Origin of the sequence: Arthrobacter sp. AL12 (assembly GCF_029960645.1) — a bacterium.
Taxonomy (GTDB): domain Bacteria; phylum Actinomycetota; class Actinomycetes; order Actinomycetales; family Micrococcaceae; genus Arthrobacter.
The window spans coordinates 65,238-84,875 of record NZ_JASBQY010000013.1 but is presented as its reverse complement, the minus strand read 5'-3'; the positions used below and the strand labels follow the sequence as shown (position 1 = coordinate 84,875).

General features: G+C 68.3%; 17 protein-coding genes and 1 tRNA gene. 9 read left to right on the top strand and 9 right to left on the bottom strand.

The window, feature by feature from the left end:
- Nucleotides 1-71: 71 nt before the first annotated feature.
- Nucleotides 72-1,598, top strand: a complete 1,527-nt coding sequence (locus tag QK291_RS14135) for a family 1 glycosylhydrolase (RefSeq protein WP_282382977.1) — start codon at nt 72-74, stop codon at nt 1,596-1,598.
- A gap of 120 nt (nt 1,599-1,718) precedes the next feature.
- On the opposite strand, the gene QK291_RS14130 is transcribed toward QK291_RS14135, so the two are convergent.
- On the bottom strand, nt 1,719-2,789 hold the full coding sequence (locus QK291_RS14130; protein WP_282382975.1) for a phosphatase domain-containing protein: 1,071 nt from the start codon (nt 2,787-2,789) through the stop codon (nt 1,719-1,721).
- Nucleotides 2,790-2,848: 59 nt separating this feature from the next.
- Nucleotides 2,849-3,604 carry a DUF72 domain-containing protein gene (locus QK291_RS14125; RefSeq protein ID WP_282382973.1) on the bottom strand — a complete coding sequence of 252 codons (756 nt, stop codon included), beginning with the start codon at nt 3,602-3,604 and terminating at the stop codon, nt 2,849-2,851.
- 138 nt (nt 3,605-3,742) lie between these two features.
- On the opposite strand from QK291_RS14125, the gene QK291_RS14120 reads away from it, so the two are divergent.
- The 5 genes from QK291_RS14120 (at nt 3,743) to QK291_RS14100 (ending at nt 7,959) form a co-directional block, all read left to right on the top strand.
- Nucleotides 3,743-5,542 (top strand): glycoside hydrolase family 15 protein, encoded by a 1,800-nt coding sequence (locus tag QK291_RS14120; protein WP_282382971.1) that lies wholly within the window; start codon nt 3,743-3,745, stop codon nt 5,540-5,542.
- Between the two features lie 117 nt (nt 5,543-5,659).
- Nucleotides 5,660-5,968: a DUF1508 domain-containing protein gene (locus QK291_RS14115; RefSeq protein ID WP_282382969.1), complete on the top strand. Its 309-nt coding sequence runs from the start codon at nt 5,660-5,662 to the stop codon at nt 5,966-5,968.
- 43 nt (nt 5,969-6,011) lie between these two features.
- Nucleotides 6,012-6,722 (top strand): HAD family hydrolase, encoded by a 711-nt coding sequence (locus QK291_RS14110; RefSeq protein ID WP_282382968.1) that lies wholly within the window; start codon nt 6,012-6,014, stop codon nt 6,720-6,722.
- A 72-nt stretch (nt 6,723-6,794) separates the two neighbouring features.
- Nucleotides 6,795-7,115: a hypothetical protein gene (locus QK291_RS14105; RefSeq protein WP_282382966.1), complete on the top strand. Its 321-nt coding sequence runs from the start codon at nt 6,795-6,797 to the stop codon at nt 7,113-7,115.
- Between the two features lie 82 nt (nt 7,116-7,197).
- Nucleotides 7,198-7,959, top strand: a complete 762-nt coding sequence (locus QK291_RS14100; protein WP_282382964.1) for an SDR family oxidoreductase — start codon at nt 7,198-7,200, stop codon at nt 7,957-7,959.
- A 16-nt stretch (nt 7,960-7,975) separates the two neighbouring features.
- Here QK291_RS14100 and QK291_RS14095 read toward each other — a convergent pair whose 3' ends face one another.
- From QK291_RS14095 to QK291_RS14085, 3 genes are read right to left on the bottom strand one after another with little or no spacing between them, the layout of a single operon-like run.
- Nucleotides 7,976-8,383 (bottom strand): sterol carrier family protein, encoded by a 408-nt coding sequence (locus QK291_RS14095; RefSeq protein ID WP_282382963.1) that lies wholly within the window; start codon nt 8,381-8,383, stop codon nt 7,976-7,978.
- Between the two features lie 2 nt (nt 8,384-8,385).
- Nucleotides 8,386-9,402, bottom strand: a complete 1,017-nt coding sequence (locus QK291_RS14090; RefSeq protein WP_282382961.1) for an asparaginase — start codon at nt 9,400-9,402, stop codon at nt 8,386-8,388.
- Nucleotides 9,403-9,437: 35 nt separating this feature from the next.
- On the bottom strand, nt 9,438-11,090 hold the full coding sequence (locus QK291_RS14085) for a molybdopterin-dependent oxidoreductase (RefSeq protein WP_282382960.1): 1,653 nt from the start codon (nt 11,088-11,090) through the stop codon (nt 9,438-9,440).
- A gap of 338 nt (nt 11,091-11,428) precedes the next feature.
- Here QK291_RS14085 and purD point away from each other — a divergent pair, with 338 nt between their 5' ends.
- Together purD and QK291_RS14075 are read left to right on the top strand one after the other, a co-directional pair.
- Nucleotides 11,429-12,733: a phosphoribosylamine--glycine ligase gene (purD, locus tag QK291_RS14080; protein WP_282382958.1), complete on the top strand. Its 1,305-nt coding sequence runs from the start codon at nt 11,429-11,431 to the stop codon at nt 12,731-12,733.
- Between the two features lie 2 nt (nt 12,734-12,735).
- Nucleotides 12,736-13,713 (top strand): phosphoribosylaminoimidazolesuccinocarboxamide synthase, encoded by a 978-nt coding sequence (locus QK291_RS14075; RefSeq protein WP_282382955.1) that lies wholly within the window; start codon nt 12,736-12,738, stop codon nt 13,711-13,713.
- Nucleotides 13,714-13,763: 50 nt separating this feature from the next.
- Here the strand turns inward: QK291_RS14075 and QK291_RS14070 are convergent, their stop codons facing one another.
- Nucleotides 13,764-15,029, bottom strand: a complete 1,266-nt coding sequence (locus QK291_RS14070; protein ID WP_282382952.1) for a helix-turn-helix transcriptional regulator — start codon at nt 15,027-15,029, stop codon at nt 13,764-13,766.
- A 144-nt stretch (nt 15,030-15,173) separates the two neighbouring features.
- Between QK291_RS14070 and QK291_RS14065 the strand changes: the two genes are divergently transcribed.
- Nucleotides 15,174-15,419 carry a hypothetical protein gene (locus tag QK291_RS14065; protein WP_282382950.1) on the top strand — a complete coding sequence of 82 codons (246 nt, stop codon included), beginning with the start codon at nt 15,174-15,176 and terminating at the stop codon, nt 15,417-15,419.
- A 157-nt stretch (nt 15,420-15,576) separates the two neighbouring features.
- Here QK291_RS14065 and QK291_RS14060 read toward each other — a convergent pair.
- The 3 genes from QK291_RS14060 to QK291_RS14050 all read right to left on the bottom strand — a co-directional run bounded on the left by QK291_RS14060 (nt 15,577) and on the right by QK291_RS14050 (nt 19,417).
- Nucleotides 15,577-15,653 (bottom strand) — tRNA-Pro (locus tag QK291_RS14060).
- Between the two features lie 105 nt (nt 15,654-15,758).
- Nucleotides 15,759-17,588 (bottom strand): ABC transporter ATP-binding protein, encoded by a 1,830-nt coding sequence (locus QK291_RS14055; RefSeq protein WP_282382948.1) that lies wholly within the window; start codon nt 17,586-17,588, stop codon nt 15,759-15,761.
- Nucleotides 17,585-19,417, bottom strand: a complete 1,833-nt coding sequence (locus tag QK291_RS14050) for an ABC transporter ATP-binding protein (protein ID WP_282382945.1) — start codon at nt 19,415-19,417, stop codon at nt 17,585-17,587. Before QK291_RS14050 ends, QK291_RS14055 begins: the two co-directional genes overlap by 4 nt.
- Nucleotides 19,418-19,638 lie beyond the last annotated feature (221 nt).

Genomic DNA, 19,638 nt, shown 5'->3' with positions numbered 1-19,638 from the left:
GGTCGTGGCGCGCGGATGCGCTGCGGCCTAAAATCAGTGAACTGCCCGAAACTACATAGGGGAATCCACTGATGAAAGCATCAGCCAAGGACTTGGCCGCCCTGCTGCCGCCGCGTTTCACCCTCGGCGTGGCGACTGCAGCCTTCCAGATCGAAGGCGCCCTGGATGAGGACGGACGCGGCCCCTCGGGCTGGGACCACTTCGCCGCCCGGCCCGGTGCGATTGTCGGGGACCACAGCCCAGCAATTGCATGCGACCACTACCACCGGATGCCCGAAGACGTGGCCCTGATGAAAGAACTCGGGGTCGACTCCTACCGGTTCTCACTGTCCTGGTCACGCATCCAGCCCGGCGGCAGCGGGCCGGTCAATCCCGCGGGCCTCGACTTCTATGACCGGTTGATCGACCTGCTGCTGGCCAACGGGATCGCACCGATGGCCACGCTGTACCACTGGGACACGCCCCTGGAACTGGATGAGGCCGGCGGCTGGATGAACCGGGACACGGCCTACCGGCTGGGGGAGTTCGCCGCGATCGCGGCCGCCGCGTATGGAGACCGGGTGACCCGCTGGGTGACGGTCAACGAACCCGCCACGGTCAGCACCAACGGCTACATGCTGGGTATGCACGCGCCGGGCGAAGCGCTTATGCTGAAGGCCCTGCCCAGCGTCCACAACCAACTGCTGGGTCACGGTTTGTCGCTGCAGGCGCTCCGAGCCGCCAATGTGCCCGGCGACATCGGGATCACGAATGTCTATTCGCCGATGGTTCCCGCCTCGATCAACCCCCTGGACAAGCTCAGTGCCGGTCTCATGGACATGGCGCAGAACCGGCTCTACGCGGATCCCGTCCTGCTCGGCAAGTACCCCGACGCCATCCGGGCCGCCACTTTCTTCTCCGCCTTCAGCCCGTCCAGCGAAGACATGAAGCTGATCTCGCAGCCGCTGGACTTCTACGGGCTCAACTACTACATGCCAACGCGTGTGGCGTCCGGACCGGGTGACGGCGCGGTGCCCAAGGGGATGGCCGAGGCTATGGGCGATGACCTGAGCGGCACCGCGCCCGGCTCCCCGTTCCACATTGTCGCGTTCCCCGACACCGAGACCACAGCCTATGGCTGGCCCATCAAACCGGAGTACATGGCCGTCGCGCTCGCGGAAATGGCGGAGCGCTACCCGAACCTTCCCCCCGTCTACATCACCGAGGGTGGGGCGAGTTTCGAAGACCTCGAGATCCGGAACCCGGACGGAGGGCTGATCATCCCGGACGAACGCCGAGTGCGCTATCTGGCGGACCATATTGCCACCGCCATCGAAGCGACGTTGCCCGGCGGCGCAGCGGAGTCGGTCGAGCTTCGCGGGTACTACGTGTGGTCACTGATGGACAATTTCGAATGGTCGGGCGGCTACAAGCAGCAATTCGGGCTGCTCCACGTGGACCGCAAGAACCAGGAGCGCACCAGGAAGGCCTCGTTTTACTGGCTGCAGGAGGTGCTCGCAGCCCGGCACCGGGACGCCGTCCCGGAGACCCCCGACGACGGTGCCCTGCCGGTCACGTCCGACACCGCCAACCCCATGCCTGCAGGTCCGGGTTCGTAGTCGGGAATTCCTGGTCCGTGTCTGTGGCGGGCCAGGGGTGCCCGGCCCAGATGTGGTCCCAGTCGGGAAGGGGTCCGGGGGCAGGTCCAGTTGGGGATCCCGGCCCGGACCCGCCGGCGCCTAAAGAATCTCCAGCTCCTGCAAGCTTTTTGCCATGCCTGCGCCGTCCGGGGAGTAGATCCACGGAACATCGGAGCCTGTGTGGTCACGGTTCTCCGAGTGCCCGCCGGCCAGGACGGCTTCGCTGGCGGAGAGCTGCCGGATGCCGATGGCGGCCACCCGGTCGCCGTGCTGCTGGGCGAAGTCTGAGTAGATCGCTTCGTCGTGCTGGCCGTTGTCCCCGAAGAGCAACCAGCGCATGTTCGGGAACTCCTCGGCGAGCAGTTCCAGGTTGCGGCGCTTGTGCTCCTGACCGCTGCGGAACCAGCGGTCATTGGTGAGGCCCCAGTCGGTGAGCAGCAGGGCGCCGGAGGGATACATGTTCCGGGTGATGAAGCGCGCCAGGGTCGGGGCGGCGTTCCACGGCCCGGTGGACAGGTAAATAACCGGGGCTTCGGGGTGTTCCACCTTGATCCGGTCCAACAGCACGGCCATCCCGGGCGTCGCCATCCGGGCGCGCTCGTTGAGCACGAAGGTATTCCAGAGCGCAAGGAACGGCCGGGGGAGCGCCGTGACCATGATCGTGTCATCGATGTCGGACACGATCCCGAGCTTGGTGTCGGGGGCAATGATGAAAATCTTTGCCGAAGCCGGCTTGGTCCCTTCGGCCCGCAGCACCGCGGTGTGCCAGCCCGGGGTGAGCTCCACCTGCACGACGGTGTCCACCAGCCCGCCACGGTCCGCATGCACCCGGGCGGTCACCCCGCCGATCTCGATCTCCACCTCGGAGTACTGGATTGGCACGGACGTGAACGCCCGCCAGCCGCGGATGTTCTGGTTGCCGTTCTGCGCTGCCTGCTCAACCCGGCTGCCGGGATGGGGCTTGCTGGTCAGTACTACCCGGCCCAGGACCCGGACCCAGGTGGTTGAACCGTAGCCTTGATACGCAACGGTCGTCGGGACGAAGTCCCAGCGCCGGGCCGCCTTCAGGCGGCCACTGTTCACGGTGTCAGAGACCAAATGCGCCAGGCGAAACGCCCTGTTGCCGGTGACTGGTTGCTGCCGGGGAGATTCCTGTGACGCCAATTCCATGCCTCCACTCTCCCATAAGGGTTGGGCCCGCCGCGGACCGTGTCCGGAAACGCCACGTTTCAATGGACGCCCAGCACATCCCTCAGCACCGTGGCGTTGCGCACGGCGTTCCCGCCGCCGTCGTTGTTAAAATACACAAAGACCTCCTTGCCGGCCCCCTGCCATTCGCGGATCCGGTCTGCCCACCAGTGCAGCTCGTCGTCCGAATAGGAGCCGCCGTAGAGGTGCTCCCGGTCCGGGCCATGCAGCCGGACGTAGACGAATGCCGCGGTGGCCCGGAGGATGCACGGCAGTCCGGCGCCGCTCATGACGCAGTAGGCGGCGCCATGCCGTTCCAGCAGCGTGTAGACCTCCGGCGCGTCCCAGCTCGGGTGGCGGAATTCCACGCTGACCCGGATCCAGTCGGGCAGCGCCGCCAGGAAGTACTCCAGCCGCGCGTCGTCCCGGGCGAGGTTCGGCGGCAGTTGGACCAGCAGCACCGCCCGTTTGTCGCCGAGTTCGTGCCAGCAGAGGGCAATCCGCTCGATCCAGACGTCCGGGGCGTAGAGCTTTTTGCCGTGGGTCAGGCCGCGGGGGGCCTTGACGGAAAGGAGGAACCCCGTCGGAAGCCGCCGGCGCCAGCCTGCGAAGGACGTGTCCCGGGGCCACCGGTAGAAGCTGGCGTTGAGCTCCACCGTGGTGAAGCGCGCCGCGTAGTGCGCCAGCCGCTCCCGCGGCGGCAGCCCCTGCGGGTAGAGCACGTTGTCCCAGTGGTCATAGCTCCAGCCGCTGGTGCCGATGTGCACCGCCCCATGCTGGGTCGCGCCGTGGTCCATCCCGCCATCCCCTTTCCGGCCGCCCGTGCCTAGAGTTCCCCGGCCTGCTCGCTGGCCGGCAGGGACGTTGTTCCGAAGTTCCATAGCGGCATCTATGGATCCTAGTCCGGGGGAAACCGGTGTGGCACTGTAGGTCCCATGGCTCGCATCGAGGACTACGCAATGGTTGGCGATTTGCACACCGCGGCGCTGATCAGCACCGACGGTTCGATCGACTGGCTCTGCCTTCCCCGCTTCGACTCGCCAGCCTGCTTCAACGCCCTGCTGGACACTCCCCGGGCAGGGCGCTGGCTGCTGGCGCCCGAGGACGGCGGCGAATGCACCCGACGGCACTACCGCAAGGGCACCCTCATTCTGGAAACCGAATGGGAGACGCCCACGGGGAAGGTCAAGGTCATCGACTTCATGCCGCCCCGCGACGCGGTCGCGGACATCGTGCGGATCGTCGTGGGCGTCCGCGGAACGGTCAGGATGCGCGGCGAACTGGTCCTGCGTTTCGACTACGGCCACATTGTCCCGTGGGTCCGCCACGACGATCAGGGGATCCACGCAATCGCCGGCCCCGATGCCGCGTACCTCGTGACCGAGGCGCCGCTCCGGGGCGAGCGCCTGCGTACCATCAGCGACTTCACGGTCAAGGCAGGGGAGCGGGTGCCGTTCGTGCTGACCTGGACGCCGAGCCATCTGGGCCGTCCCCGCACCGTGGACCCTGAGCGGGTGCTTGCTTCGACTGACGAATTCTGGGAGCAATGGTCTGCCAAGTGCACGGTCACGGGGCGATACCGCTCGGCCGTCCAGCGGTCGCTGATCACCTTGAAAGCACTCACGTTCGCCCCGACCGGAGGCATCGTGGCGGCCGTAACAACGTCCCTGCCGGAGGAGCTCGGCGGGGAACGGAACTGGGACTACCGGTTCTGCTGGCTCCGTGACGCCACCCTGACCCTCCAGGCGCTGCTCGCGGCCGGGTACACGGAGGAGGCCGCCTCCTGGCGCGACTGGCTGCTGCGGGCGGTGGCGGGAGACCCCAAGGACCTGCAGATCATGTACGGCCTCCATGGCGAGCGCCGCCTTCCCGAGGTGGAACTGCCCTGGTTGCGGGGGTACGAGAATTCCGCCCCGGTCCGGACCGGCAACGGCGCGGCCGGGCAACTTCAGCTCGATGTCTGGGGCGAGGTGCTGGACTGCCTGTCCCTGACCCGGAACTCGCTGCTCACCAGCACCGATGAATCCTGGGACGTGCAGCTGGCCCTGATGGAGCACCTCGAAGCGGCCTGGGACCGTCCAGACAACGGGCTCTGGGAGATGCGCGGGCCCCGAAGGCACTTCACCCATTCCAAGGTGATGGCGTGGGTGGCGGCCGACCGCATGGTGAAGGGTGTCCGGGACTTCGGCCTGGCCGGCCCCGCGGACCGCTGGGAGGAACTCCGGGACACGATCCGCGCCGACATTATGGCCAAGGGGTTCGACGCCGAAAGAAACACCTTTGTGCAGTCGTACGGGCGGCCGGAGCTCGACGCGAGCCTGCTGCTCATCCCGCGCGTCGGGTTCCTGGCCCCGGAGGACCCGCGGGTGATCGGAACGATTGATGCCGTCCAGCGGGAACTGACCCATGACGGCTTCCTGCGCCGCTACAAGCCGGCAGAGTGCGACGACGGGCTGCCGGGCGGGGAGGGAGTGTTCATCGCCTGTTCGTTCTGGCTGGTCGAGGCGCTTCTGGGGGCAGGCCGCCGCAACGAAGCGCGGGAACTGTTCGAGCGGCTGCTCGCGCTGCGAAACGACGTCGGACTCCTCAGCGAGGAATGGAGCATCGAGGCCGGGCGGCAGCTGGGAAATACACCGCAGGCGTTCAGCCATTTCGCGCTCGTGATGAGCGCCTTGGAGCTGCACGAGGACGGCGCGCGGCGCAGCGACGCACCAGCCCCGGGCCGTCGACCGTGAGCACTGCGCCGGGCAGAAGCTCGCTCCCAGATTTCCGGGGAGGGGTGTTCGTCAAGACCTTAGCTAAGTATACTTACTAACACCCCAGTGTGGGGTGGAGAATTAAAGGAGTGTGCGATGGCTGGATATTTCGAGGTCGTGGACGTGCCCGACGGCGGCTACCGGATCCGGATGCTTGACGGGGCAGGAAACCTGATGGCTGTTTCGGTCACTTTTCCCACGAAGCGGGCAGCTGTGGCCGGTATCGCCCAGGCCCGAGAAATCGCCGGCACAGGGCTCATCCGGGACCGCAGTGCCGGTGGGCAGGCCGCGCCGGCGGGGCCACTCTCCAGGGCGTCGAGGAGGGCCGCCGGAGGCGCCGGCCGCGGCACCTCCTTGTCCGGCGGATCGCTGGCAGCCGGAAAACGGGCACGCGCTCATCACTGATGCGACTCCTGACAGTCTCCGCCGCCGCGGTTCCGCAGACAGCATGACCGCCGCCCCGTCCCGTCGCCCGCGCCGTGCGGCCGTGCTGTTCGACGTCGATGGCACCCTGGTCGACTCCGTGTACCTCCACACCCTGGCCTGGTGGCAGGCGTTCGGGCAGGCCGGATATGACGTGCCGATGGCGAGCATCCACCGCTCGGTCGGCATGGGCGGGGACAGGATCCTCGCAAGGCTCCTGCCGTCTGACCGGGACGGGAACGAGGACAGCACCATCATGGCCTCGCACGCGGCAGTGTTCGCCACGTTCTGGCCCGCTCTGCGCCCGCTGGACGGCGCCCGGGACCTGCTGGCGCGATGCCACGAGGGCGGGCTCGCCGTCGCACTCGCCTCCTCCGCCCGCCGCCGGGACCTTGAGGTGCTGCGGGCCTCGATCGGCGCCGACGCCTACATTGATGCGGCCACGAGCTCGGCGGACGCGAAGGAGAGCAAACCGGCGCCGGACATCCTCGTCGCCGCCCTCAACGCCGTGGATGTGCCGGCATCCGATGCCGTCTACGTGGGCGACGCCGTCTGGGACATCTACGCCGCCGGGAAACTCGACATCCCGGCCATCGGGCTCACGTGCGGTGGCACGAGCGAAGCGGAACTCCGGGACGCCGGTGCCGTCGAAATCCATGCCAGCCCCCGGGTCCTGCTGCAAAACCTCGGGGACAGCGCGATCGGACGGCTCGCCGCCCGGTTCCCCCCAGGCTAGGAACCGGGGGCCGGACCGCGGGCCGTGAACCCACGCGGGTCCACGTCCCCGTCCGGCGGTTACAGTGTTTCCATGAATCCATCGGGGGACAGGGAATCCGGGCCGTCCCGGCAGAGGCGGCTGAGCGGGTTCGCGGTGCCGCTTCTGGGCGCGGTCCTGCTGGCGGCGGGGGCGGTCTTCCTGTCCCTGCCGGTGCGGCAGGAGGAGTTCGGCTGGTTTGCCTATGCCCCGCTGTCTCAACAGGCCTTTGCCGTCCAGGGCCTGCTGGTTATGGACGCGGAGAAATGGGCGGGCGTCGTGCTGGCCAGCCTCGGGCTGTTGACGCTCGCCTTCTGGTCCGGCCTCCTCGCCGGCCGGCACACCCGCCGGCACACCCGCCGGCATCCCCGCTGATGCGGGGCGGGCCGGCGACACTTCGCCGCAATGTTGGCGCGGAACACTGTCCTGGTGCGGGATCTCGGCATACGCTAGCCGGATGACACGACACCACCTGCCCGGCCGAGTGGCCATAGTCACCGGCGCAGGCTCAGGGATCGGCCGGGCGGTCGCCCGGCTCATGCTCGCGGACGGTTACCGGGTGGTGCTGGCAGGCCGGCGGGAAGCGCAGCTGCTGGAGACCGGGGCCGGACATGCCCAGGCGCTCGCCGTTGTCTGCGATGTCACCGTACCGGACGACGTCGACCGGCTCTTCGGCGCCGCCCTGGAGCGGTGGGGACGGGTGGATGTGCTGTTCAACAACGCCGGGGTGTTCGGACCGGCGGCCTCCGTGGACGAGATCAGCCTCGGGGACTGGGACGCCACCGTTGCGGTGAACCTGACCGGCTCCATGCTGTGCGCCGCCGCTGCCGTCCGGGCCATGAAGTCGCAGTCACCCCAGGGCGGACGGATCATCAACAACGGCTCGATCGCCGCCCACGCGCCCCGGCCCCGGACGGTCGCCTACACCGTTACGAAACACGCCATGACCGGGCTGACCAAGAGCATCGAACTCGACGGCCGCGGCTTCGGCATCAGCTGCGGCCAGATCGACATCGGCAACACGGCCACGGAGCTGATGGACACGATCGGCGTCGGCTCCGGGGCCGTCCAGGCCGACGGCAGCAGCCGCGTGGAACCAACGTTCCCGGTCGACGACGCCGCGCGTGCTGTCCTTTTGATGGCCGGGATGCCGCCCTCCGCCAGTGTCGGATCCCTCGTCATCACCGCCGCCGGGATGCCGTTCATCGGACGCGGGTAGCCGGGGCGCAGTCGGCTTAGAGCGGCAGCAGGCTGGATAGGTCGGCGCGCAGCCCGGAGGCGGTCACCCGGCCGGCGTCGACGGCGTCCGCCCAGCTCAACTGCCCGCTGACCATCGCCAGCCAGGTGGCGGCGTCGCACTCAATAACGTTCGGCGGCGTGCCGCGGGTATGCCGCGGGCCCTCCAGACACTGCGTGACGCCGAACGGCGGGACGCGCACCTCCACTGAATTCCCGGGCGCCCGGGCAGTGACCTCCTCCAGGGAGTAGCGCACCGCCGTCGCCAGCATGCTGCGGGGGACCTGGGCGCCGGCTCCGGGGCTGGCGGCATCCGCGGCGCCCGCTCCGGGGGCGTTGGCTGCCTGCCAGGCGGTGAGCGCTGCGCGGCCCTCGTCCAGGGCGATCCGGCGTCGGGCTACGGACATGGCTAGACGAGCAACGCCGAGACGGCGTTGCCCAGGCGGATTTTGCCGACCGGCCGGCCGCCGCCGAGCACGGGGGTGACCACCTTGTCCAGGACACTGGCCACTTCCGGGACGTCGACGGCGCCGGCGGCTGCCAGCAGCGTCAGCCCGACGAGCGTGGTGGCCCGGATGTTGCCGTCGAGGATCTTGATGGCGACCGAGGCGCCAGTGGGGGTGGCCATCGCCAGCACGCCCTCGGCGCCGATCTTGGCGAGGATGCCGAGGTCGTCCATGACGATTGTGTTGCATTCGCCCTTGCCCTGCACCGCCCACGGGTAGTCGAGCATCGACGTGGCGATCGTGGCGGCGCGGGCGTTCGAATGCTTGTCCCCGGGGGCCTTGGCCAGCTTGGAGAAGGCCCGGGCCAGTCCGGTCAGGGAGACGGCGGCCACCGGCGCGCCGCAGCCGTCGATGCCGAGGTGGGCGATGCTTTCGCCGCAGTATTCCTCGATGACGGAGCGGATGCGCTGCTGCAGCGGGTGGTTGGGTTCGAGGTAGCTGTGGGTGTCCCAGCCGTTTTCGGTGCAGGCCCAAAGGAACGCGGCGTGCTTGCCGGAGCAGTTGAACGCGAGCTTGGACTTGCCCCGCTCGGCGCGCACCAGCCAGTTCCGGGCGGTCTCGTCCTCGGGCCAGGCTGCCGGGCACTGGAGCTGCTCTTCCTTGACCCCGGCGGCCTTGAGCATGCCCTCGACGACGTCCATATGGTCCAGTGAGCCGACATGGCTGCCGCAGGCGATCGCTGCCTGCGCGCCGCGCAGGGGCACGCCGGACTGCATGGATGCGAGGGCCTGCAGCGGCTTGAGCGCGGACCTGGCGTAGATCGGGGTGGTGATGTCGCCCAGTTCGGTGACGACGGTGCCGTCCCCGGCAAGGAGGACGGCTGAGCCGATGTGCCGGGATTCCACAAAGCCGCTGCGTTCAACGACGGCCAGTTCGACGGCGGACTCGACGGTGAAGGTGGCGTGAGAATTCAGGGGCATGCAGCAAGTCTATGGTGCCCGCCGGTGATACCCCGTTATTCCACGGTCACCATCAGCGACTGCCAGCCTGAGGCGCCGTCGGGCACCGGATCCGCGCGCTGGTCTGTCTGGACCTCGCCGGTTCCGTCGGTGGCGCGGGCCTTGATGTAGTGCGGTCCCGGCGTGGCTTCCCAGTCGAAGGACCACTGCCGCCATGTCACGACGGACGCCTCGGTGGAGAGGACGGCCTCGGTCCACGGGCCGTTGTCGATCTGCACCTCAACCTTGGTGATGCCGCGTGTCTGGGCCCAGGCGGTGCCGCCGATCGCGACCCGTCCGGACGGAACCTTGGCGAAGGACTTGGGGACTTCGACCCGGGCCATGGTCTTGATCGGGCCGCGCTCAGACCAGCCGCGCTGGGTCCAGTAGGCCTGGCTGTCCGCGAAGCGGGTGACTTCCAGGTCCACAACCCATTTGGTGGCGGAGACGAAGCCGTACAGTCCGGGGACGACCATGCGCACCGGATACCCGTGTTCGAGCGGGAGCGCCTCATCGTTCATGCCGAACGCCAGCATGGCGTCCCGGTCGTCCTGGAGGGCCTCAAGTGGAGTGGAGGCGCTGAAGCCGTCAATGGAGGTGGAGAGCACCATGTCCGCGCCCTCCTGGGGCCCGGCCATTTTGAGCACGTCGCGGATGGGCATGCCCAGCCATTTTGCGTTGCCGGCCAGGTTCCCGCCGACCGGGTTCGACACGCAGGTCAGGGAAACGTGGGATTCAATCAGGTTGGCGTCGAGCAGGTCCTGGAAACTGAGTCGGATTTCCCGGTCCACGAGCCCGTGGACCCGCAGCTCCCAGTCCTGGGCGTTGATTTCGGGCACACTTAGGGCCGTGTCAATGCGGTAGAAATCGTTGTTGGGCGTCACCCACGGCGTCACCCCGGGCGCCATCGACTGCACTCCGGCGGGGACCGCGGGTGCTGGCTTCGCTGCCGCGGGCAGCTGCAGGGATTCACGGGCCTGGGCCACGTTGCTGCGGGCCGCACTGAGCAGGCGCCCGCCGGTCGCGGCGATGGCCGAGGCCGCGGCCGTGACACCGGTCGCGGCGAAGAAGGCACGGCGGCTCGTGACGGGTCGGTCCGGAGCCTTGGCGGACAGGTCCGAGTCCATGTCCGGCCACTGCCGCATCCGCCACAGCCTGGTGACCAGGAAGCGGAGCGCAATGAGTCCGGCCACGGTGCCGATCACCGTGGGAATCGCATCCAGCGGCTTCACCCCGGACCGCGTCACGACGGCCGCCACGATCACCGCGCCCATCAGCAGCACTCCGGCGACGCCGAGCGCCCATTTGCGGTACGCCACGATGCCGAGCACGCAGGCGAGCAGCAGGATGGTCACCGCCATGCCGACGAAGAGGGCGACCTTGTCGTTGGTGCCGAAGGTGGCGATCGCGAAATCCTTCAGCCACGACGGCGTGAAGTCAATGAAGGTCGAGCCCAGGGCGATCACCGGCGTGGCCCGAGCGGTGAAGAACGCCCCGATCAGTTCCGCCACGGACAGCACGACGGCGGCCGCGGCGACCCCGGCCAGCGCGGCAAGGACGGTGGGGCCGGTCAGCCGCTTCGAGGCTGGGTGCTGGCCGGGCCGCTTCCGGGCAGGCGTCTCTATCCGGAGTTCTTCCGCGCGGGGCGTCTGCGTGCTGGGCTTGTCCATACTGGGTCTTCGTAGCGGTCCGGGCCGCGGATTGCCTACCGGGGCGGCGGGACCCCGTCGGACATGTCCTCTCTTCGGGCGCGGGGATGGGCATGTTGGCCTTATGTCCAGCGGCCCTGGCCAGGACTGGGCATGTCCCGCGGGGGAGGGGACGCCCAGCGTGGGACATGTCCTCTCTTCGGGCGGGGGGATGGGCATGTTGGCCTTATGTCCAGCGGCCCTGGCCAGGACTGGGCATGTCCCGCGGGGCTGGAACAGGACGGCGGCCGGGACTGGGCATGTCCAGCGGTGGTCACAGCTTAGGAGCCTGCCCAGTCCACAAAGTACCCTTGGGAACTGTGAAGGTACTTGTCATCGGCCCCGGCGGCCGCGAACACGCCATTGTCCGATCCCTGCTTGCTGACCCGAACGTGTCCGAGGTCCATGCGGCCCCGGGCAACGCCGGCATCAGCAAACTGGTCCCCACGCACGCCGTCGACGCGAACAATCCCGACGCCGTCGCGGCCCTGGCCGCCAAGCTCACGGTTGACCTTGTGGTGGTCGGCCCCGAGGCGCCGCTCGCCGCCGGAGTGTCCGACGCCGTCCGCGCCGCCGGCATCCCCGTGTTCGGCCCCAGCAAGGCCGCCGCCCAGCTCGAGGCCTCCAAGGCCTTCGCCAAGGAGGTCATGGCCGAGGCCGGTGTCCCCACCGCCATGGCCCGGGTGGCCGGCAACGCCGAGGAAGCCGCCGACGCGCTCGATGCCTTCGGCGCCCCCTACGTGGTCAAGGACGACGGGCTCGCCGCCGGCAAGGGCGTGGTCGTCACCAAGAACCGGGACGAGGCGCTGGCGCACGCGCAGAGCTGCTTCGATGCGGGCGGGACGGTCGTGATCGAGGAATTCCTCGACGGCCCCGAGGTCTCCGTCTTCGTCCTCTGCGATGGCCGCAACTGCGTGGCACTCTCCCCGGCCCAGGACTTCAAGCGGATTTTTGACAACGACGAAGGCCCCAACACCGGCGGCATGGGCGCCTACACCCCGCTGGAATGGGCCCCCGAGGGCCTCGTGCAGGAAGTCCTCGACCGGGTCGCCCAGCCCACGGTCAACCAGATGGCGCACCGCGGGACCCCGTTCGTCGGTGTCCTGTTCGTCGGCCTGGCCCTGACCTCCCGCGGCACCCGCGTGATCGAATTCAACGTCCGCTTCGGTGACCCGGAAACCCAGGCCGTCCTTGCCCGCCTCAAGACCCCCCTCGGGGGGCTGCTGATGGCAGCCGCCAAGGGCGAACTGGACAAGGTCCAGCCGCTGCGCTGGTCCAAGGAGACCGCCGTTGCCGTCGTCGTCGCCGCCGAAAACTACCCGGACACGCCCCGCACCGGCGACCGCATCCGGGGGCTCAAGAAAGCCGAGTCCGTCGAGGGCGTCCACGTGATCCACGCCGGAACCAGGCTCGACGACGAAGGCAAGGTGGTGTCCGCCGGCGGACGGGTCCTCGCCGTGGTGGCGCTCGGCACCGACCTCGTGGAGGCCCGGGAACGGGCGTACGACGGCGTCGAACTGGTCCATCTGGAGGGCAGCCAGTTCCGCACGGACATCGGAGGCAAAGCGGCCCGCGGCGAGATCAAAGTGACGACCCCCGGCGCCGTCCCGAAAGCGAAGGCCTGAGCATGACCACCCCCGAATCCTCCGTTCCGGAAGCCGCCGGCCTCCCCTCGTCCGCGCCCAAGGGCGGCCTGGACACCGCAAGGCTGGACCTGCCCGGCTGGAAGCACATTTACTCCGGCAAGGTCCGTGACCTCTATGTTCCGGCGGACGAGTCCATCACGGAGCGCATCGGCCAGGAGTGCGTCCTCGTCGTCGCCAGTGACCGGATCAGCGCCTACGACCACGTCCTCGCCAGCGAGATCCCGGACAAGGGCCGCATCCTGACCCAGCTGAGCCTGTGGTGGTTCGAACAGCTCGGCGTGGAGCACCATGTGCTCGCGTCCACGGTCGAGGCCGGCGTGCCCGCCGCGGTGGAGGGCCGGGCGATGATCTGCAAGAAGCTGGGCATGTTCCCGGTCGAATGCATCGCCCGGGGCTACCTCACCGGTTCGGGGCTCCTGGAGTACCGGCAGTCCCGCACCGTGTGCGGCATCCTCCTGCCGGAGGGCCTGGTGGACGGGTCCCGGCTGGACGAGGCCATTTTCACCCCCTCCGCGAAGGCCGAGGTGGGCGAGCACGACGAGAACATCACCTACGACGCCGTCGTGGACATCGTGGGCGCGGACGTCGCCTCCCGGCTGCGCCAGCTGACGCTGGAGATCTACACGAAGGCCGAGGAGACCGCCCGCGGCCGCGGCATCGTCCTGGCCGACACCAAGGTGGAATTCGGCGTCGACGCCGCCACCGGCGTCATCACGCTCGGCGACGAGGTGCTCACCCCGGACTCCTCACGGTTCTGGGACGCCGCGACCTATGAGCCGGGCAGTGCCCAGCCCTCCTACGACAAGCAGTACGTCCGCGACTGGTTGACCTCGGCCGAATCCGGCTGGGACAAGTCCTCGGACGAGGCGCCGCCGGCACTGCCGGCTGAGGTCATCGCCCGCACCCGCATCCGCTATGTCGAGGCCTACGAAAAGCTCACCGGCCGTTCGTTCGCGTAGTAGGCCGCGCGGGAGAGGCCGCGTGGGAGCGATCGCGCGGGACAGGCCGCCTAGGTTCCGGTTGACGCGGCCTGCGCACGGCGCTGCGCGAGCCGGATTTCCAGCACGGCGTCCATCGCCTGCTGGACCCGGTCCGAGGCGCCGGCCGCGCTGAATTCCTTCTGGGCTTCGTCGAGATAGACGAGGGCCTCGTCGGACTCCCCGGCGGCCTTGAGCGCCTTGCCCAGCAGCAGGGCCACCTCCCCGGCGACGTGTTTGGCGAGCACATCCTTGTCGGCGTGGATCTCGCGCAGCTTTTGCACCGCCGCCATGATGTCCCCGGTCAGGTAGAGCCAGCGGGCCCGGATGAACGCGACCTCGAGCTGGTCCGTCTTGTTGCCGCCAACAATCGAGAGGGCCAGCTCGGCGCGTTCGATCGACGTCAGGGTTTCCGGTTCCACGATCCCGGAGGACAGGCGGACGGCAGCGGAGGCTTTGTTGAAGCGCGCCCAGAGGTCGATGTCGTTGGCGGGGGAGAGCAGTTGGGCCGCCCGCTCGTGGTATTTGATGCCCTCGGTGTAGTCATGCCGCATGAAGGCCACGTTCCCGATCACCCAGGCGACCTCGCCGGCGAGCTGGGTCATGGAGCGGTCATCCATCTGTTCGTTCATTGCCTGGCAGTACTCCCAGGCCTCATCGAGCCGTCCGCTTTCGGCCAGCGCGCCGATGAGGGCGCGCAGCGCACCAATGATCAGGGTGGAACCCTTGGGCAGCTCGGCGCAGAGCCGCACGGCCTCCTGAGCGTGTTCGACGGCGACTGTCAGCTGCCCCTGGCCGTGGCACACGGCCGCGAGCATCTGTCGGGCGCGGACCCCCAGGCCTGCCGATTCGGCCGCCATCGGGTGGTCCAGCAGTCGCTGCACAAGGTCCTGGCATTCCTTCAGCTGGCCCTGCTTCATCAGGCACTCGGCCTGCATGTAGCTCATGTTCCACCAGGCGCTGGTGTTCTTGGCGTCCAGGGCAATCTGGGCGGCAGCGGCGGCGTGGGTCGCCGCCAGCGCGTAGTCCCGGAGATCCCAGGCCTGGCGGGCATAGAGGCCCGCGAGAACATACTCGGCGTCGCTGACCGACACCGGCTGGCTCCACGCTTCCAGCGCCTTGGGGGCGAGTTCGAGCCGGCGGGCCAGTTCCTCGATCACATCCGCGGTCGGTTCACGGCGCCCGGTCTCCAGCAGGGAGATGTAGCTGGGCGAGTACAGATCGCGGCCCAATTCCGCTTGCGTCAGGCCGCGTTCGAGCCTTTCCGCTCGGAGTTTCGCCCCGAATCCGTTCCCCACGGATACCTCCTAATTCCGGACAGTCTTTGTACTAAATGCTTGACAGTCTCTGTGCAAGCCATTTTACAATGTATGTCAACAAGGGCTCGTGCTGGCTTTGTAATGTGTCCGACTCGCGTTTCCGACCCGTATTGAGGAACCCACATGATCAAGAAGATTGCAGCTTCCGTCGCCCTGGCGGGGGCGCTGGCTCTCTCCGCAACGGCTCCCGCAGTCCTGTCAATTAGCGCCATCGGCAACTGGCCTGACCCCATGGGCAGCACCACCCTGGCGATCGGCAACTGGCCCGATCCCATGGGTTCCAGCAAAGGAAGCCTTTCGGCCATCGGCAACTGGCCGGACCCGATGACCTTCTCCACCAACATCGGCAACTGGCCTGACCCAATGTAGGCAGCAGCCCTTGATCGATGGCTCCGGGACGGGTGTGAACCCCGTCCCGGAGCCGTCTTTTATGCCGGTCGCACAGCTGCCGGTGGCCGCCAACCCCGGCCGCGGCGGCCCGGGAGCACAAAAAAGAGGGCCTTCCACTGGAAGGCCCTCTTTTGACTGGTCGGGATGACAGGATTTGAACCTGCGACCTCGTCGTCCCGAACGACGCGCGCTACCAAGCTGCGCCACATCCCGATCCGTTACTTCAAAAGCAACTTCACAAGAGTATCCGATCAGGACCCCGGATGCGAAATCGGACGCCCGGCGCCCCGTATCAGAAGCCGCCCGGCACTGAGGCTCTCACACCAGCGAATCCTTCCAGGCCCCGTGCAGCTGCGCGAAGCGTCCCCCGCCGCCGATCAGCTGCGCCGGGGTGCCGTCCTCGACGACCCGCCCGTCGTGGACCACCAGGACCCGGTCGGCGGTCTCCACCGTCGACAGGCGGTGCGCGATGATGAGGGCGGTCCGGCCGCTGTCGGCGCCGGTTCCCTGCAGCAGTCTCGCGAGGCCGGCCTGCACGAGGCGCTCGGACGGGATGTCCAGCGAGGAGGTGGCCTCGTCCAGAATCAGCACGGCAGGCCGGGCCAGGAAAGCGCGGGCGAAGCTGATCAGCTGGCGCTGCCCGGCGGAGACTCGGCCGCCGCGCTTGTTGACGTCCGTGTCGTAGCCTTCCGGGAGTTCCTGGATGAACTCGTGGGCCCCCACGGCCTTCGCGGCTGCCTCGATCTCCGCACGGGAGGCCCCGGGCCGGCCCAGGCCGATGTTGTCCGCGACGGAGCCGCTGAACAGGAAGGCCTCCTGGGTGACCATCACGACGTTCCGGCGCAGATCCGCCGTCGCAAGCTCCCGGACGTCCACGCCGTCGAGCGTGAGGGAGCCGGCGGAGACGTCGTAGAAGCGGGCGATCAGCTTGGCGAAGGTGGACTTCCCGGCGCCGGTCTGGCCCACCAGAGCTACGGTCTGGCCAGCGGGGATGTGCAGGTCCATGGTGGGAATGATGACCGGGCCGTCGCCGTACCGGAATTCCACGCCCCTGAAGTCGATGGTTCCCTTGGCATCGTGCAGGGCCACGGAGTTCTTGGGCGGCCGGACGGTGGGGACCTCCTCGAGCAGTCCGGAGACTTTCTCCAGCGCCGCCTGGGCGCTCTGGAACGAGTTGTAGAAAATGGCCATCTGGTCCACCGGGTGGAAGAAGCGTTTGGTGGACAGGATCAGGGCCAGCAGCACACCGACGGCGAGCTCGCCGCCGAGCACCCGGAAGCCGCCGGAGAGCAGCACGACGGCGACGCAGACGTTGCCGATCAGCACCAGGCCGGGCTGGAAGATGCCGTTGAGGTTGATGGAGCGCACCGTGACCTTGCGGTAGTCCTCGGCGAGGTCGGCGTAGCGTGCGGCGTTTTCGCGTTCCTTGCGGAAGGCCTTGACCGCGCGGATGCCGGTCATGGTTTCAACGAAGTGCACGATCAGCCGGGCCGAGACAACCCGGGATTCGCGGAACGCGATCTGGGAGTGTTTCTGGTACCAGCGGGCCAGGAAGTACATCGGCACGCCGGCGGCCAGGACCAGGAGCCCGCTCCGCCAGTCCAGGGCGAACACCGTCACGGCGGTGAACACCATAAAGACCATCCCCGAAGCCAGCGAGCTGATCCCCGAGTCCAGGAGTTCGCGCAGCGCCTCCAGGTCCGAGGTCTGCCGGGCGATGATGCGCCCCGAGGTGTACTTTTCGTGGAATTCCAGGCTGAGCCGCTGGGTGTGCCGGAAAACCCGGACGCGCAGGTCCAGCAGCATCGCCTGGCTCAGCTGCGCCGTCGAGGTCACGTACAGGGCGGTGAGGCACGCCGTCGCGACGGCGGCGGCCAGGTAGGCGACGCCGGTCAGCAGCAGCGGGAGGTTGTCGCCGGCGCTCAGGGCGGGCAGGGCACGGTCGATGCCGAAAGCGATCAGCACGGGCCCGGCGACCCGCGCCGCCTGGGACAGCACGACCGCGGCAATGGTCAGCCAGAACCGCCGGCGGACCGGGCGGATGAGCGAACCGAGAAGGGCCAGGGAGCGGCGCCGGACAGTTTTGCTCTCACTCTTGGACAGGTGGGCGTTGTCCTCGTTCGCGGTGCCGAAGGTTGCGCTGCTCATCGGGAGACCTCCTCGGCGTTGAGCCCTGACAATTCGGAGTCCATCAGATCGGAGTCGAGGTCGCGCGGCTCCGGGTCGAGGCTGGCGATCACGTAGCGATAGTGCCGGTTCTTCGAGAGCAGCTCGGTGTGGGTGCCGACCGCGGTGATCCGGCCCTCCGCCAGCAGCGCCACCCGGTCCGCCAGCGCCACGGTCGAGGGCCGGTGGGCCACAATCAGCGTCGTGGTGTCGGTCAGCACCTCCCGCAGCCTCGTCCCGACGAGTTCCTCGGTGTTGACGTCCAGGGCGGAGAGCGGATCGTCCAGGACCAGGACCCTGGGCCGGGCGGCGATGGCCCGGGCCAGGGCGAGGCGCTGCCGCTGCCCGCCGGAGAGACTAAGGCCTTCCTCGCCGATCAGGGTGTCCAGGCCCTCCGGGAGCGAGTAGGCGAAGTGGGCCTGGGCGACGTCGAGCGCCTCCTCGAGGGCGGCCTCGCGGAGCTCGGCCGACAGGCCGGCCGGGGCGCCGAGCAGAACGTTGTCGCGGACCGAGCTGGAGAACAGGATGGTGTCCTCGAACGCGACGGCGACCACCGTGCGGAGCTCCTCGACGCTGAAATCGCGCAGGTCCACCCCGTCGATGGTGATGGATCCGTCGGTGACGTCGTAGAGCCGGGGAACCAGCTGGAGCAGGGCGCTTTTGCCGCTGCCGGTGGTGCCCACCAGGGCCATGGTTTCGCCGGGCCGGATGTCCAGGTTGATGTCCTTGAGGATCGGTTTGTCCGGGGCGTCCTCATAGGCGAAGGTGGCGCTCTTGAAGCTCAGGGCGCCCTTGAGCTCGGCGGGGCGGCGGGGCTGTTCGGGGCCTGTGATGGTGTTCGCCGCGTCCATGACCTCGAAGTGCCGGTCCACGGCGGTCTTGGCGGTGAGGGCCATGGCCAGCAGCATGCCGGAGAACTCCACCGGGGTGGCGATTACGGCGGCGGTGGCGAAGAACGCCACGAGGGCCCCGATACTCAGCTCTCCGGTGGAGGCCAGGACGACGCCGACGACGAGGCCGGCGCCGAGGGCCAGCTCGGGCAGGAGGGTTACGACGAGGCTGAAGGTCGCGAGGTGCTTGGCCTTGATGATCTCCGTCTGGCGGAGCTCCTCGGCCTGTTCGTTGAAGTTCTCCAGCGCCTCGCGGCTGCGGCCGAAAGCTTTGAGCACGCGGATCCCGTGGACTGATTCCTCGACCGTGGTGGCGAGGTCGCCGGCCTGGTCCTGGCTGCGGCGGGCCACCTTGCTGAAGCGGGTGCGGAACCGGAAGCCGTAGATCATGATCGGCACGGCGGCGGCGAGGAAGATCAGCGCCAGCTGCCAGCTCATCGTGAACATGACCACAACGCCGATCAGCACCGTCAGGGTGGTCACCACCAGCATGATGGCGCCGAAGGCCATCCAGCGGCGCAGGAAGTTCAGGTCCGTCATGGCGCGGGAGAGCAGCTGCCCTGAGCCCCAGCGGTCGTGGAAGGACACCGTCAGGTCCTGCAGATGGTCATAGAGGGACACCCGCATCCGCGTCTCGACGGTGGTCGCGGGGTTGATCACGAACTGACGGCGCAACGCCACCAGGCCGGCTTCGGCGATGCCGAGGCCCAGGATGATCAGGGAGGCGATCCAGACCGCGTCTGCGCTGCCGCCGGGCTGGAGGGACTCGTTGACCAGCACCCGCAGCACCTGGGGGATGGTCAGGGCCACCACGCTGGCGAGCAGGGCGCAGAGCAGCCCCAGGATGAGCCGCGGGATGATGGGCCTGACGTGGGGGTAGAGGCGGCTGATGGAGGAGAAAAATGAGGTCTGCTTGGCCATGCCTGCTTCTTCAAGTGCACGTGCGGAGATCTAACGCAACTGGATGTAGTTTCCTGTAGCAACTACCCTAGGCCATCGGGTGACCGGGTTCACATGAAAATTGACAGCATCAGGATCTCGCCCAGTAATTACATTCCGCAATGGGCCCGCAGCGCGCCGTCCCCCCGCTGGACATGTCCAGTCCACCCCGGGGGACATGTCCAGTCTTGGCCGCGGGGAGT

Excerpts from the sequence above, each read along its gene's own strand:
- QK291_RS14065 (WP_282382950.1), top strand. The coding sequence starts at position 15,174 with ATGATCAAGAAGATTGCAGCTTCCGTCGCCCTGGCGGGGGCGCTGGCT.
- QK291_RS14095 (WP_282382963.1), bottom strand. The coding sequence starts at position 8,383 with ATGTCCGTAGCCCGACGCCGGATCGCCCTGGACGAGGGCCGCGCAGCG.
- QK291_RS14100 (WP_282382964.1), top strand. The coding sequence starts at position 7,198 with ATGACACGACACCACCTGCCCGGCCGAGTGGCCATAGTCACCGGCGCA.
- QK291_RS14130 (WP_282382975.1), bottom strand. The coding sequence starts at position 2,789 with ATGGAATTGGCGTCACAGGAATCTCCCCGGCAGCAACCAGTCACCGGC.
- QK291_RS14075 (WP_282382955.1), top strand. The coding sequence starts at position 12,736 with ATGACCACCCCCGAATCCTCCGTTCCGGAAGCCGCCGGCCTCCCCTCG.
- QK291_RS14135 (WP_282382977.1), top strand. The coding sequence starts at position 72 with ATGAAAGCATCAGCCAAGGACTTGGCCGCCCTGCTGCCGCCGCGTTTC.
- QK291_RS14115 (WP_282382969.1), top strand. The coding sequence starts at position 5,660 with ATGGCTGGATATTTCGAGGTCGTGGACGTGCCCGACGGCGGCTACCGG.
- QK291_RS14105 (WP_282382966.1), top strand. The coding sequence starts at position 6,795 with ATGAATCCATCGGGGGACAGGGAATCCGGGCCGTCCCGGCAGAGGCGG.
- QK291_RS14085 (WP_282382960.1), bottom strand. The coding sequence starts at position 11,090 with ATGGACAAGCCCAGCACGCAGACGCCCCGCGCGGAAGAACTCCGGATA.
- QK291_RS14055 (WP_282382948.1), bottom strand. The coding sequence starts at position 17,588 with ATGAGCAGCGCAACCTTCGGCACCGCGAACGAGGACAACGCCCACCTG.
- QK291_RS14110 (WP_282382968.1), top strand. The coding sequence starts at position 6,012 with ATGACCGCCGCCCCGTCCCGTCGCCCGCGCCGTGCGGCCGTGCTGTTC.
- QK291_RS14050 (WP_282382945.1), bottom strand. The coding sequence starts at position 19,417 with ATGGCCAAGCAGACCTCATTTTTCTCCTCCATCAGCCGCCTCTACCCC.
- QK291_RS14090 (WP_282382961.1), bottom strand. The coding sequence starts at position 9,402 with ATGCCCCTGAATTCTCACGCCACCTTCACCGTCGAGTCCGCCGTCGAA.
- QK291_RS14125 (WP_282382973.1), bottom strand. The coding sequence starts at position 3,604 with ATGGACCACGGCGCGACCCAGCATGGGGCGGTGCACATCGGCACCAGC.
- QK291_RS14120 (WP_282382971.1), top strand. The coding sequence starts at position 3,743 with ATGGCTCGCATCGAGGACTACGCAATGGTTGGCGATTTGCACACCGCG.